Origin of the sequence: Bradyrhizobium lablabi, assembly GCF_001440475.1 — a bacterium.
Classification (GTDB): domain Bacteria; phylum Pseudomonadota; class Alphaproteobacteria; order Rhizobiales; family Xanthobacteraceae; genus Bradyrhizobium; species Bradyrhizobium lablabi.
Window position 1 is genome coordinate 25082 of sequence record NZ_LLYB01000064.1, and the last position, 13845, is coordinate 38926.

General features: G+C 56.2%; 11 protein-coding genes. 8 read left to right on the top strand and 3 right to left on the bottom strand.

Annotated features, from left to right (window positions below):
• Positions 1-9: 9 nt before the first annotated feature.
• From nodC to CQ14_RS14875, 3 genes are read right to left on the bottom strand one after another with little or no spacing between them, the layout of a single operon-like run.
• A complete protein-coding gene (gene nodC, locus CQ14_RS14865) occupies positions 10-1362 on the bottom strand; it encodes a chitooligosaccharide synthase NodC (protein WP_057858623.1) in 1353 nt (450 codons plus the stop codon).
• A gap of 15 nt (positions 1363-1377) precedes the next feature.
• The gene (gene nodB, locus CQ14_RS14870) at positions 1378-2037 is read right to left on the bottom strand and encodes a chitooligosaccharide deacetylase NodB (RefSeq protein ID WP_057858624.1); all 660 of its coding nucleotides are present in this window, start codon (positions 2035-2037) and stop codon (positions 1378-1380) included.
• On the bottom strand, positions 2034-2666 hold the full coding sequence (locus CQ14_RS14875; RefSeq protein WP_057858625.1) for a NodA family N-acyltransferase: 633 nt from the start codon (positions 2664-2666) through the stop codon (positions 2034-2036). The genes nodB and CQ14_RS14875 overlap by 4 nt, the downstream gene beginning before the upstream one ends.
• Before the next feature lie 824 nt (positions 2667-3490).
• On the opposite strand from CQ14_RS14875, the gene nodD1 reads away from it, so the two are divergent.
• The 8 genes from nodD1 to CQ14_RS14910 all read left to right on the top strand — a co-directional run bounded on the left by nodD1 (position 3491) and on the right by CQ14_RS14910 (position 13713).
• Positions 3491-4435 (top strand): transcriptional regulator NodD1, encoded by a 945-nt coding sequence (gene nodD1 / locus CQ14_RS14885; RefSeq protein ID WP_057858627.1) that lies wholly within the window; start codon positions 3491-3493, stop codon positions 4433-4435.
• A 799-nt stretch (positions 4436-5234) separates the two neighbouring features.
• Complete coding sequence (locus CQ14_RS14890) at positions 5235-6188, top strand: LysR family transcriptional regulator (RefSeq protein WP_057858628.1); 954 nt, start codon at positions 5235-5237, stop codon at positions 6186-6188.
• A 593-nt stretch (positions 6189-6781) separates the two neighbouring features.
• Positions 6782-6994, top strand: coding sequence for a hypothetical protein (locus CQ14_RS42250; RefSeq protein ID WP_245320355.1), 213 nt, complete (start codon positions 6782-6784; stop codon positions 6992-6994).
• Positions 6995-7139: 145 nt separating this feature from the next.
• Complete coding sequence (locus CQ14_RS42255) at positions 7140-7847, top strand: MerR family transcriptional regulator (RefSeq protein ID WP_082649879.1); 708 nt, start codon at positions 7140-7142, stop codon at positions 7845-7847.
• Positions 7848-9200: 1353 nt separating this feature from the next.
• Positions 9201-10034 carry a branched-chain amino acid ABC transporter substrate-binding protein gene (locus CQ14_RS42260; protein ID WP_245320356.1) on the top strand — a complete coding sequence of 278 codons (834 nt, stop codon included), beginning with the start codon at positions 9201-9203 and terminating at the stop codon, positions 10032-10034.
• 607 nt (positions 10035-10641) lie between these two features.
• On the top strand, positions 10642-11751 hold the full coding sequence (gene hisC / locus CQ14_RS14905) for a histidinol-phosphate transaminase (RefSeq protein WP_057858630.1): 1110 nt from the start codon (positions 10642-10644) through the stop codon (positions 11749-11751).
• A 252-nt stretch (positions 11752-12003) separates the two neighbouring features.
• Positions 12004-13095: an LLM class flavin-dependent oxidoreductase gene (locus tag CQ14_RS42265; RefSeq protein WP_082649880.1), complete on the top strand. Its 1092-nt coding sequence runs from the start codon at positions 12004-12006 to the stop codon at positions 13093-13095.
• A 192-nt stretch (positions 13096-13287) separates the two neighbouring features.
• Positions 13288-13713, top strand: a complete 426-nt coding sequence (locus CQ14_RS14910) for a hypothetical protein (RefSeq protein WP_057858631.1) — start codon at positions 13288-13290, stop codon at positions 13711-13713.
• The last annotated feature ends 132 nt before the right edge of the window (positions 13714-13845 follow it).

Sequence of the window (13845 nt, forward strand, 5' to 3'; positions counted from 1 at the left end):
ACGTTCAACTCACTTGCCGCTGCAAATACTGTTCGACGTCACGAAACTCGAAGACCGGCGCGAAAGATCCTTGCGAACTGACCCAGCAATGACCGAACCTCCATTAGCGTTTGGTCCAGCCATCGGGTTTGGGATGACGACCTGCGTTTCACCCTCGTTTGGTAAGTTTGAAGACTTGCGTGACAGCCAATCGCTATTGCTCAATGTGCACAGTGCATAGGCTTTCACGGGGAGTAACAGAAAGATGTTGATGAGTGTGTGCAGAGAAAAGCCGAGAAAGCGCAGTTCGCGAGCACGAAAGGCTGCGACGCTGCAGCGAACTACGGTCATTGATGCGATAATCAGTCCTGTCCACCACGGTACTGTGGCTGTGATTGCGAGCTGCGCGAGCGCCGCTAGCGCTGAAACGGCGAGAAGTAGCGGGCCGAGATTCTGTCCGACTACATCTAGCGTTAGATAGCGATCAAGTTCGGGTAACAGGCGCAGCGCAAGGAAGGTGTCACGGAAAGTGCTGCGTGCCCAACGGAGTTGTTGGCGCAGATACGGCCCTAGCCTATCCGGAACCACTGTTGCCGCGACGGCGTCGGGAACGTACTCCGTTCGAAATCCTGCTTTCAACATGAGGATCGTGAGGTGGCGATCCTCACCGAAGTCGCTTGGCTTTCCGCGAAAAAACTGCGTCTCGTACTGATCTAGCAGCAAAAGGAGCGCGGAACGGCGGTACATGGCACATGGGCCGCAACAGCACATAACGGCGCCGAAGCGAGCCTGTGCCGCGCGCTCTTCGTTGCAAGCCAACCAGTACTCCATGTCGATCAACCGGGTTAACCAGGTGTCGTTTCGGTTACTCGCCGTCAACTGACCCATGGCCGCCCCGATCGCAGGATCCTGCATCTTTCGTGCAAGTTTCGTGACTACATCGGCGGCGAGTACCGTGTCCGAATCGACGTTGAGCACCAAATCTCCAGACGACCTGCGTATCGCAGCGATCTGCGCCTTCCGCTTTCCGACATTCTTTCGCAAAAGAATAAAGCTGAACCTTAGGTCGTCGGCGTAGGCGTGGTGAACGGGTGCTACAGCTTCGAGATTTCCGGAACCGTCATCAACCACATAGACCTGCAGTTTCCCGCCGTAATCTTGGCCTGCAATGGATCTCAGACACGCCGATAGCGTGCGCGGGTCCTCGTTGAAGCAGGGGACGATGACATCCACGCTCGGCAAAGCGTCGGAGACGACCACGTCATCCGAAGCCGATGAAACGTTTGTCGGCAGAGCATAAAGCACCTGAGCGCTTTTATAGAAAGTCGAGAGCAGCGCATACAATGAAATAGCGACAGTGCTGGTCGTAGCAAGAAGATTCATGAGTGTGTCGATTGTTTAGTGAGGTTGAGGAAGCGAGCGAATTGAGAATCCGCGGCGATGCAATGCTGGAATCAGGTGGGAAAGCGCCAAGACGGTCTGGTCGCGAACACGAGCATGAGTAGCCCGTCCTAACTCCTCGGGAGGACATCCATCGTGCAAGAGCACGATTGCACCCGCCCGGACAGAGGCCAGCACAGCGTCAACAATCGCGTTAACGCCGGGACGAGACCAGTCTCGCGGATCTACCGACCAGTGCAGGGCGGCCAGTCCAGCCCTCGCCGACGTGGTGAGCACCTCTTCGCTCCACATCCCATAAGGCGCACGCATGTGCCGCAGCTGGGCCTGGGGGCACGCCATTTTGATGACCCTGCTCGCCGCTCGTATTTCATACTGCACTTCGGTGAGTTCGCATCTGGACAGGTCCGGATGCGTCATCGTGTGGTTTGCGACCTCGTGCCCTTCTGCGATCATTCGTCGGATTAGTTTCGGCTGGTCCGCCGCGTACGCGCCGATGACGAAGAACGTTGCGGGCACTCGGTGTTCCGCGAGCACATCCAGGACATCCGGAGTGCACAGTGGATCTGGACCGTCGTCAAACGTCAGATAGACGCCGCGATCTTCAGTGCGGTCAGCGTATTCGCTGCGCACTTCGCATAAGCCTTCGAGGTATGTCACAGCTCAGGCCCGTTCCGATCAATTATCGTACCAGTCGGCCACTCGCTGATCGGCCGTCCAATCGGCAGAACCAGGACGAGCACGTCCTCCACGCGCGTGGGCGACAAGTTCAGATACACATCCGAAAGGGCGGACCGCACGCGAACCCCGGAGATAATGGTTGCCAGACCGCGGCGGGCCAGCAACCTTGTAAGATGTTCCTTCAGCGCATGCCGAACCGTGCCGAAACCGAACGGAACGCCAAGCTTCTGCAGTACTGGATACATCACGCGCATTGAGTGCGTGATTCCGACTCCCTCAAGATCCGGACGTACCCCGTACAATCCTAGCTCGGCCACTAGTAGATCGACGTCTCCGATCTTGATGAAGCGGCGTAGCGCGCCGATATGAGCCGCTACGCCGCGTGCGTCGTAGCCGATTACACGGAGCTCAGGTCTCGCGCCGGCCCAACTTCGATAGTCTCCGAATGGTTTGGCATTGAACTCCCCGGTGGGACCATAGGTCTTTCGGAAGAAGTCGGAAAGTTCGATATGGTCGGCGAGGCGCAGTTCATTTTCCCAGACCACCCTCCACCGCACCGGCGAGCGCATGGACACACCTGCCGTAGAGCTGGACACGGCAATATTCATAATTGCCTCGCATTCACTGTCTGGCGTTTGACGATGGACTTGATGCACGCGAGTCGTTCGCTTTCGACGAATGGCTTCACCGGGGACTGGGAAACGCTGGCTGCGGCCAGATGCTGGCATAACAGGGGCCCGGCCACTCCGGCCCACTGAACATTCGCTATCAAGCAGGACGGGCTGAGAGGACGGCTGGATTGCAAGAGCTCATCTGCGCACTGGACAGATTCGCACTTTTCGCCGGTCAAACAGAGTGCGCCTGTCAGCGCTTCACGGACCGATGCATCGCTATCCACGACGGAGATTACATCGAGCGCATGTGCCGTTCGCACCAGATCCACTGGGGACTTCTCCTGCATTTTGCGCACGATTTGACTGCTATGGACACGCGATACATTTGGCCGGGTCGCAAAGGCATTTGGCGCCTGCAATCGGCTCCTGACTGGTCGCCACGTTAGAGCGGAGTTGAGGGCCGCATCAATTCTACGGAGGTAAACGGCCAATATAGAAACGACTAGAGAAGCTATACGAACGTTTACCGGTAGTGAGCGGTGAGGAGACCTGCGGCACATCTGTCGCGTCGAGCCGCAGCGACGCAGTTTGCACAACCCATTGAAAACCCTGCCTCCAATGGACATGCGCTTCGATCGACACTCGGGATGCAGCTGAGACTCTTTCGCGGAGCCAGGGCAACGACTGATAAGCATTCCTGATATGCCTGAAATTTTTGTTTGTCCCGNACCGACGGCTTTGCTATCCGCCATTCGGCAACATTGGTAAAATCGATTGTTTNTAATTGAACTCATCCAAAGGACGGATAACTCCACGCTATGCGCTTCAAAGGACTTGATCTAAATCTTCTCGTCGCGCTCGATGCTCTGATGACCGAGCGCAATCTCACGGCGGCGGCACGCAGCATCAATCTGAGCCAGCCGGCCATGAGTGCGGCCGTCGCCCGGCTACGCGCCTATTTCCGCGATGAACTATTTACGATGAGGGGCCGGGAGCTTGTCCCAACACCACGAGCCGAACGGCTCGCAGCACCGATTCGCGAGGCTCTGGTCCACATTCAGCTCTCCATTATTTCCCGCGACACGTTCAACCCAGCCAAATCGGACCGCCGCTTCAGGATCCTGCTTTCCGATTTCATGACAGTTGTTTTTTTTCGAAGGATCCTCGACCGCGTCGCGCAGGAAGCTCCCGCCGTCCGGTTCGAATTTCTGCCCTTTATCGATGAGCCCGATGAGCTTCTGCGCCGCGGCGAGGTCGACTTTCTTGTCTTACCGGAATTGTTCATGTCGAGCGCGCATCCTAAAGCCACACTGTTCGAGGAGACACTCGTGTGCGTAGGCTGCCGCACTAACAAGCAGCTGTCACGGCAGCTTACATTCGACAAATACATATCAATGGGACACGTTGCAGCGAAGTTCGGGCAGACGCTTAGGCCCAATATTGAGGAATGGTTTTTGCTTGAGCACGGTCTTAAGAGACGCATCGAGGTCGCTGTGCAGGGCTTTACGATGATCCCTCCCATGCTATCGGGGACTGAGCGTATAGCAACGATGCCCTCAAGGTTGGCCCAGCATTTCGCGAAGACGATGCCCCTGCGGATCGTCGAAACTCCTCTCCCACTTCCCGCATTCACCGAGGCTATTCAGTGGCCTGCTCTCCACAATACTGATCCGGCAAGCATTTGGATGCGGCGGATAATGTTGCAGGAGGCGACCCGCATGGCTTCTCCGCGTGAGCCCCCCCGAAATCGCAGGCGCTGCTAGGTTTTGCTCGAGGTCTCTTAACACCTGGTCTCGACCATCCAGATGCTTCAAGATCACCTGCTCGCTCGGGCCGCTCTCATTATGCCGCAATGTCTCGGAAGCCCGCACTGCAAGAGGCACGTACGCCACTTCTGCATGCAGAAGACCCCCTGCAATTCGCTGTCAGCCGCAGCGCGCGCCCGAATTGGCGCGCTTGAGTTGCCGCTTGATCAAGTAGCGCTTTAATCTATTTTTTTGCGCCGGCCACCTGCCAGCCCCCCGCAAGATGTTCTTGGAACTAGGAAAAGAGTGTAGCGGAGGGATTTTACGCGATTGCGGCGGGCTGCATTTGGCACCTGTGCCCGCGACGTGGTTCAGATATTGCGACAGACGCATTTTGTCGAATGAAATGATGTTCAGCTACATCACTGAAATTGCTTGAATCGCACACTGCGTCAGGTTGTAGGCTCACAAAACGACGAGCAAAGCTATGCCACGCGGAGCGTCGATAGCGCATCCGCGGCACTATTGGCGTAATGGTGGGCAAAGCGCCCTACTCTCAGCGGTTCATAGTGATCGATGTAGCGCTGGGAGCGATTGCTGAGCGCACCAAAGGCCCTACTTCAAGCCGCGGGCGACTTCCTCGCCCGCTCGCATTCTCCGTTGCGCAACCAACATGCTTGCGACGAGTACGAGAGCCTTCTGTGCGATCGGCGCGGTGGCCCAGAAAGAGCCTAGCTCGGGGGGCGACTGGGACCTTCTTCGAAGTAACCATTATTGCTCAATGTTTACAACGCAAAGGCTTTCAACGGGAGACGGTATGCGTTTTAAGGGCCTTGATCTAAATCTTCTTGTTGCGCTCGATGCTCTGATGACCGAGCGTAACCTCACCGCGGCGGCACGCAGCATCAAGCTGAGCCAGCCAGCCATGAGCGCCGCCGTCGCCCGACTACGCGCCTATTTCCGCGATGACCTATTTACGATGAGAGGCCGGGAACTTGTTCCAACAGCGCGTGCCGAAGGGCTCGCCGCCCCCGTTCGCGAGGCTCTGCTGCACATCCAGCTCTCCATCATTTCCCAGGATGTGTTCAACCCTTCCAAATCGGATCGCCGCTTCCGGATCCTCCTGTCCGACTTCATGACAATCGTATTCTTTCGAAAGGTCGTGGACCGTGTCGCACGGGAAGCTCCCGCCGTCAGTTTCGAATTGCTGCCACTCGCCGATGCGACCGACGAGCTTCTCCGGCGCGGTGAAGTCGATTTTCTTATCTTGCCGGAATTGTTCATGTCGCATGCTCACCCTAAAGCGACATTGTTCGAGGACAGACTAGTATGCGTCGGATGCCGCACGAACAAGCAGCTACCACCGCAGCTTACATTCGAGAGATACATGTCCATGGGACACGTGGCGGTTAAGTTCGGGCTTACGCGGAAGCCCTCCATCGAGGAATGGTTCTTACTCGAGCACGGTCTCAATAGACGCATCGAGGTCGTCGTGCAGAGCTTTGGCATGATCCCACCTGTACTATTGGACACTGGCCGCATAGGTATGATGCCCTCAAGGCTGGTTAAGCATTTCGAAAACACGATGCCCCTGCAGATCATCGAACTTACGCGATCACTTCCCGCATTTACCGAGGCTGTGCAATGGCCCACTTTTCACAATAGTGATCCGGCAAGCATCTGGTTGCGAGAGATACTGTTGGAAGAGGCGTCCCGGATGAGTCCTTTGGCGGACATCACGAAGGATCCAGATGCCCCTAAATTCACCTAAAGCGCCTCCTTTTCCCGGTAATCCGGTTACCCCTGGATCCTTATTGAGAGCCGACTCCCATTCATCGTAAGCGCGGTTTCGCAAAGCGTGCTACGTCTCTTATATCTAATGCACTCAGCGCACTGGTCATTTGGTATGCCAGCGAAGCCGAACGAGCACGTCGATCACTTACCGCTTTGCTCCAAGTCTCATTTGCGGTGGCCGGATCCGTTGCGACGGGGTCAAACAGCGGCCACCACTTTGCGGTAGATATTGAGGCAGCAGAAAACTCCGGGATTATTGTTGTTGGATCAGCATTAGCTGCCGACCGAATGCTCGGTATTGCGCCTACGCTATCTTGCAGCCATGACTCAGAATAGCGGCGCATGATGCGCGATTCCTTTTCTTCGTCCCCCCAATCCGGCTGCAGATAGCTGCGGCGCTCGCAAATTGTTCCGAGAAAGTTAGTGAATATCGCCTGCACGGCCTATGTTGCGCGACAGCATCACTTCAACGTATACCGCATCTTCGTCGCTGCACGACCGGAGGCCTGTCTTTTTTTGGCCAAACGTCTTAGCCACGTGCGGCCGCCTTAGCGTTAACCACGGAGCCGAATGTTGCAGCAATACAGTGGTGTCTACTATCCGGAAGACCTCTCGGTCTTGGGAAGGATTTTTGATGAAGCACTGGCGGCCTTACCGGCCTCTATGCGAACTCCTGAAAATCGAACGGCAATCGCCACGCTTGTTCTGCAACGTGCAGCAGCCGGTGAGGCCAACTTAGCATCCCTCATGAACTTGATGGGCGCCATTGCTTCTGCTGCTTGATCAGGCGATTCTCTGACCGCAGCAACGTTGCTGGCGACAGAAGAGCCGCTTCGCTTGCGCCCGACTCGAAGCAGGTTTCAGGTAGACCATTGAAATAGCTTGAATCTCACGCGACGTCAGGTTGTAGGCTTGAAATTAGAGAACCATGACAAAAGCTACACCACGAAGGCGTCGATGGCGCATTGGCGAGCTTGCAGAGGCTACCGGAGTAACGGTACGCACGCTGCATCACTATGAGCACACGGGCTTACTAAGTGCGTCGGAACGCACCGACGGCGGTCACCGCATGTACGACCGCGAAGGCCTGAAACGGGTACATCAAATCCGAGCGCTACGCGAGCTTGGCTTCTCGCTTTATGAGATCCGTAGAGCGATTGAGGGCAGAACGTCACTTACTGACCTATTGCGCAAGCATTTGGAGAGAATTGAACTTCAAGTCGCGCGTGCAACCCTGTTGCGAGATCGTTTGCGCAACATGACGACGGATAGTGAATTGCAAGTCAGTGTAGATGAGCTACCTGCCACTCTAGATGCAATGTCGCGGGTCGAGGAAGAACGCCCTCAGCCGCTCCCATGCACATGCGTCATAGACCCAGATCGAGAGGAGCGGTGGCGGAAAATCCGCGACGAGCTGCGCGATTGTGTGGATCGGGGCGAGCATCCCTGCAGCGAACGGGCAAATGCTGTGGCGCTCAGCGCGCGCTTGCTGCTCACAGAAATTGCAGGAGCTGATTCGACCGTTTCAACCATACTGAAAGTTCTTGCGCGATTGAGCGCGCCACGCAGTATGGCTGGCTGGGATCCCTGCCTAATGCAATATCTCGACCGCGCACTTGCCGCCTTGAACGGATGAACTGCGCTGAACCTGCCGCGCATAATGCGTGCCCCCCTGCTGTGTTCTCCATCTATGAGAATGAATTGAGCTTTTTAGCGCCAGGGACGCGCCGGTTATGGTTTGCGTCAGATGGTTGAGGACTCCTGTCGCTCTTCTCTACGTTTTGCAGCGATGCTCCTTTGTCGAGACCTGACAAATTTATCGAGACGAGCCCCCGAAGGGGCTTGAATCTTACGTGGCGTCAAATTGTAGGATCTCAATACCACCTAGGGACAACTCCGCCTAGGCGGGAGGACGCATGGACCTGCAGTCCGTTCAGAGTTTCTGGGCGATAGCTCCGGCATTCTCGACGCACTGGATGATCATCGTGGCCTTGCAAGTGCTTGATCGGCGCGAGCCGTTCCCGTCCGGGTGATCGCGGGGTGTACTGGATACTGACGCAGCGTTCGTTACGACTAGTCGGGCTTCGACTCGGCATCATGTCGTTGGCTCATCGGTTGCTGCTCCAAAAGTTAAGTTAAGGATTACGTATGTCTCTAGCTGTTAGGCTCACGCGCCACGAGACGGTCAGAAGGCTCGAGCACTTCCGCAAGGAGCGGATTGTCAAGGCGGTCTATGCACCGGATGCGGTGCCGCCGTCGGCACACTTGCAGCTAAAACAGGACGACCAACTAGAGACCAGGGTGGGATGTATTCACGTCGCCGTTGCCGGACACGAACGCTCGGTCCGAGTTCGGCATGTGACGTCTCAGGCGCCGGTCCTCACAAAGTATGGAATGCAGGCGACGAACCCGCAGACTCCTACATCGCGACGCCGCGGCGGGGATGGACATGCGAAACGTTTGCAGTGTTCGATCGATTGCAGCGTCAGGAGCGCGTCGGACGTGTTGGAATTCGGCTTATCGCCGCGCCTTTCGAGGGCGTACCAACGGTTGTTTCGCTCTGTCACGGCAACACCGGAGGGTCGGCCGGCCGCGGCCTATGCGCTGCCTTGAGGGATCCAAAGCTGGCGCTATCTCATAACCAAGCGGCGCCCTCACATGCGCAGGAACAGCGAGGCTGATAGCAAACTCAAGCGAACGTCCGGAGCTCTAAGTGTCAATCTCCCGAATCACTTCAGCTGCAAGTGCAGCAATCCTCTCCTGTGCTTTGGCTTCGACCGCGCCCGCTGCCGACGTCAGTATCGCCGTGGTCGGTCCGATGACCGGAAGTACTGCTGCGCTTGGCGTACAAATGCGCGATGGAGCTACTGCGGCTGTCGATGCGNNTTAAACGCTTCGGGCCTACTTCCCGGTATCAAGGTCATATTGAGCGTCGCCGNATGACGCGTGCGATCCCAAGCAGGCCGTCTCAGTTGCCAATCGGCTGACGATGGATCAGCCCAAGTTGGTCGTTGGCCACTTTTGTTCGTCTTCCTCTATCCCCGCTTCCGACGTTTACGCCGAAGCGAACCTTATTCAGATTTCACCTGGCTCAACGAATCCTCAGCTAACGGAGCGTGGTCTCAAGACGGTGTTTCGGATCTGCGGCCGCGATGATCAACAAGGCCTCGTGGCCGCCGAGTACATCTTGCGACACTATCCGAACAAAAACATTGCCGTGCTTGACGACAAGAGCACCGCCGGCAAGGGCATTGCCGATGTCGTTGCGTTACGCCTTCAGAAAGCAGGCGAAAAGGTCATTCGGCAAAGCTATGTGGCCGGCGAAAAGGACTACACGGCCCTGGTCTCAAGAATGAAAAGAGACGGAATCCAGATCGCCTATATCGGCGGCTATTACAACGAGATCGGCTTGATTGTGCGTCAGGCCGCAGAAGCAGGCGCGGGTCTCACTGTGATGGCGAACGATCCGTTGATGACCAGCGACTTCTCGGCGATCGCGGGCGAAGCAGCAAACGGCACACTGTTCACCTTTATGCCCGACCCCACCAAGAATGCTCAAGCGGCGGACGCCGCAGCTAGGCTCAAGTCTTCCAACATGTCAGCGGGAGGCTACACGCTCTACGCCTATGCCGCCGTTCAGGTGTGGGCGGACGCGGTCAAGCGCGCCGGGACCTTCGATGGTCCGCAAGTAGCAGCTGCGCTTCGTTCGCAGCCAATCCAAACAGTAATCGGGCCGGTCCGGTTCAATACCAAAGGAGACAATGCCGCTCCCGGCTTCGTCGTCTACCGGTGGCATAACAACATTGTCGAAGCCGTCGAGTAAAACTCATCGTTGCGACCGCACACGGGCCTAGGCATTCAGCGAAGTAATGGAAATGATGAAACGTAATTTCGGATGTGACGTGCTACTCGGATCGGTTCTCGCGCTCGCGGTACTCGCGTCCTTTCTCGCGCTCGCGGTACTGATCGTGGAGCTAGCCAATGATGCCGACGCACCAACTGATGAGTTTATGTCCAACGGAACAGCTCGGCCGATGTCGCTGCGTAACCTCTGTTTAGCTCTTTGCCGCACTTCCAGTGTGCGATTTGAGGACGAATCGTTAAGGACCAATACTTGGTACCTGGACCAACGCAGAGTGATATTGCGGCCAACGCAAAAATGACAGCAATGCCACTCCGTGATCGAGGCGACTGATTGCTGCACGACACTTGATCCGCTCGGCGATTATTCTCTCGGGTGGCGTGGAGCGACAGGTTCATCCCAGCTTCAAACAAATTGGGCATTCCGAGCTGCCCGTAGGGAAACTTTGGTGGCGGCCGTCCTCGCTGTCCCCACAAACACTTGAACTCCGTCTCCGGCCATCTACGGGACTGACCGACCGGCATGCTGACAACTGCAAGCGCGCTCGGCGGTTCAACGGGAGAAACCTATGTCCGATGCCAAATTGCAAAATGTGCTCTCTTCTCTTTCGCAGGCAGCGAGACAGTTAGATGCTCTGCCGTCCGGCCGGCCTGCGCCGGCCGCTAATTACGTCAAACTAAACACGAATGAGAACCCATTTCCGTTGCCAACGATCGTATGGCAAAGTGCAATTGCGGCGCTTGAGCGGCAGTATCTGTACCCAGAAGATGACAACATTAGCCTGAGGGAAGCAGCGGCTAACACCTACGGCGTCGCCATCGATCATGTGATTGCCGGCAATGGATCATCTGAGCTCCTCGGGCTCATCTACAGAGCATTTCTTGCCCCCGGCGACAACGTCGCAATGCTGTCTCCGGGTTTTTCATTCAATCGCAAACTTGCTATGTTGCAGGGTGCTCAACTGCTTGAAATCAGATGTAACGAACCTCAGTCGTTGCCTATAGAGCAATTGCTCTTTGGGCCAGCAAAAGATGCCAAGTTCATTCTGTTGGCTAATCCGAACAATCCGACCGGAACGTTCATCCCTATCGCCGATATCCAACGCCTCCTGGCACAATCGGACCGCCTCGTCGTGTTGGACGAAGCCTATGTCGATTTTGCGCCCGATAATGGCCTGCGGCTCCTCAGCCATTATCCGAATCTTCTGCTCTTAAGAACACTTTCGAAAAGCTATGCCGCCGCTGGCGTTCGAGTCGGCTTCGGGTTCGGACACCCGCAGCTTATTGGACGGCTTCGTAACATCCAGAACGTCTTCAACATGAATGTAATTGGGCACGCGGTCGGCATCAGCATTCTATCGCATCGCGCCGTCTATGAAGAGAACCATATGCACATCAGGCATGAACGACAGCGGGTTGCGACCGCACTGTCGCAACTTGGATTTTCTCTAACGCCCTCCCACGCAAACTTCTTGTTAGCGCGTGTGCCTGCGGGACACGACGGAAGATGGTGGCAGGCCGCTTTGGAAAGGCAAAGAATACTAGTTGCCTTCCTTCCCGACGACGGCCTTGAAAATTGCATCCGCGTGAGCATCGGGACAAAAGCGCAAATGGATGCGTTTCTGGGAGCCGTCAGAGACATTTCTGACAGCTTAAAGCAAGGAAGATCGGCCAGTTGAGCCGCGCTAAGTCTGCTTTTGCGTTACCCAGGCGAACGTATCACGACGGTAGATAAGAGCAGCTACTGCCAATGGCGAAGATCTGCTGTGAGTGAGCGGCGAACAGTGACAACGGATCTATCCTCCTTGGCAACGGATGCTTCGGAGTCAAGAGGGAGGGACAATCGTCTCCTGATCAGCGGTATGACAAAAGCAGCGGAGAGCAAAATGTGTGGCCAGAATAGGAGGTGTCGGCGTCTTTGACCCGCTCAGATGCCGAAAAAAAGCGAACTTCCTGCCTTCACACCTAAAATTGGAGACATTCCAGTGAAAGACGTCTTTTCTTCTTCAAAACTAGCGTTCGGCATCTTCGATCACTTAGACGAGGACGGCCGCGACATCGCCCAGCAATACGCAGATCGGCTCGTCCTGGCAGAGGCGTACGACCGACTCGGCTTCTTTGCATATCACGTGGCAGAGCACCACTGTACGCCGCATGGTAGAGGTCCATCGCCGAATTTGTTCTTGTCGAGCGTCGCACAGCGCACACGGCAACTTCGTATCGGGCCATTGGTGATGCTGCTTAACCTCTATCATCCACTGCGTGCCTTTGAAGAGATCTGTATGCTCGATCACTTGAGCGGTGGCCGGCTTGAGGTGGGTATCGGACGCGGTTCTCTTCCGCTTGAATTGGGCTACTACGGCGTCAGCGCCGACGCGGCGCCAAGCCGTTATGAAGAAGCAAGCGAAATCCTTATCAGCGCTATGAAAGGCGGCACGCTATCCTATCAAGGCCAGCATTTTGAGCTAAACAGCGTTCCGTTGACGGTAAGAACTTATCAACGTCCAAGGCCGCCGACATGGATTGCCACCAATCGACCCGAGTCCGCAGCTTGGGCCGCTGCCAATGGCGCAAATCTAGCGTGCGTAGGCCCCTCCTCTGCTGTACGCAAAGTTACTGACGCCTTCCGTGCTCATCGAGAGCCCAACGGCCAGGCTAACGATCAAATGCCATTTCTTGGATTGCTTCGCATGGTCGTCATTGGGTGTTCGGACACAGATGCCTATTCGCTCGCGGCATCTGCTTACGAACGATGGCTCGAGAGCTTTAGGTTCCTTTATGAGCTCAATGCCATCCCAACACCACCACACCTGCCGCTGACCTTCGATGCGGCAATCGAGAGCGAATTGTGCGTCGTCGGAACGCCAGCTTCTGTGCGGCAAATTCTTCTAAATCAGCTGGAAGAGGCAGGTGCCAATTACCTTCTTTGTCAACTCGCATTTGGCAATCTGCCATTAGATGCTTCCCTGTGCACCGCAACCGCAATCCAATCCGAAATCATGGCTGGACTTGGCCGGCAATGATTTGCCCGTCCGGCTTTAAAGATCAAGCGTTGTGGCAGCGCTCTGCCCCCTCCCGTACCGTTGGCGGGCAGCATGCGCTCACGATCAGCGGCTCCTGCTTGCTCACCACGACGTCCATGGGTCAACGAAGTGCGCTGTTGCAGCGATCCAGCAGACGCACGTTTTCCTAACCATACCTACGAGGACTGACTAATGACGAAAGACCGATTCGCCATGGGCTTTGCCCTTGCATTCATTCTGATGGCGAGCTTTCCTGGAGCCGCCGGCGCGGAGGAGCCTACGTACGCGGGGCTGAACGGGGGCGTGCCGATCAACGTCGGCGACGTGTTGTCAGGCGAGCTCTACGCGTTGCGCATACGCGGTGCCAAGCACGGCAAAAAGGTCGCCTACCAGATCATCTCCACGCCGCGCCGGCTGCCTGAGCCGCACGGGCTGTGCAAGTTAGAGACTGGACCGGTAATGTTTCACCTCCTTACAACTGGCGAAGCGCAAGCCAATCAGCTGAAGCCACTAGTCGGCAAGAGGATCTCGGTGAAGGTCGATGAAATCGCCTGTTCCGACGCTGAGCAGATGAGCGAAGCGGTCATCAAGAAGTGGAATCTGGTGAAACAGCGTTGATTTCGAAGAGCCTCCGCTGGCGATATTCCATCATATCGCGCAACACGTTCCGGAATTCGCCGCCACTACGGTAGAAGGCAGCTAGCCCGCATTTCTCACAGTGCCGACTGATCTGACAACGCCGATTTGGTG

Excerpts from the sequence above, each read along its gene's own strand:
- nodC (WP_057858623.1), bottom strand. The coding sequence starts at position 1,362 with ATGAATCTTCTTGCTACGACCAGCACTGTCGCTATTTCATTGTATGCG.
- CQ14_RS14875 (WP_057858625.1), bottom strand. The coding sequence starts at position 2,666 with ATGAATATTGCCGTGTCCAGCTCTACGGCAGGTGTGTCCATGCGCTCG.
- nodD1 (WP_057858627.1), top strand. The coding sequence starts at position 3,491 with ATGCGCTTCAAAGGACTTGATCTAAATCTTCTCGTCGCGCTCGATGCT.
- CQ14_RS14890 (WP_057858628.1), top strand. The coding sequence starts at position 5,235 with ATGCGTTTTAAGGGCCTTGATCTAAATCTTCTTGTTGCGCTCGATGCT.
- CQ14_RS42250 (WP_245320355.1), top strand. The coding sequence starts at position 6,782 with ATGTTGCAGCAATACAGTGGTGTCTACTATCCGGAAGACCTCTCGGTC.
- CQ14_RS42255 (WP_082649879.1), top strand. The coding sequence starts at position 7,140 with ATGACAAAAGCTACACCACGAAGGCGTCGATGGCGCATTGGCGAGCTT.
- CQ14_RS42260 (WP_245320356.1), top strand. The coding sequence starts at position 9,201 with ATGGATCAGCCCAAGTTGGTCGTTGGCCACTTTTGTTCGTCTTCCTCT.
- hisC (WP_057858630.1), top strand. The coding sequence starts at position 10,642 with ATGTCCGATGCCAAATTGCAAAATGTGCTCTCTTCTCTTTCGCAGGCA.
- CQ14_RS42265 (WP_082649880.1), top strand. The coding sequence starts at position 12,004 with ATGCCGAAAAAAAGCGAACTTCCTGCCTTCACACCTAAAATTGGAGAC.
- CQ14_RS14910 (WP_057858631.1), top strand. The coding sequence starts at position 13,288 with ATGACGAAAGACCGATTCGCCATGGGCTTTGCCCTTGCATTCATTCTG.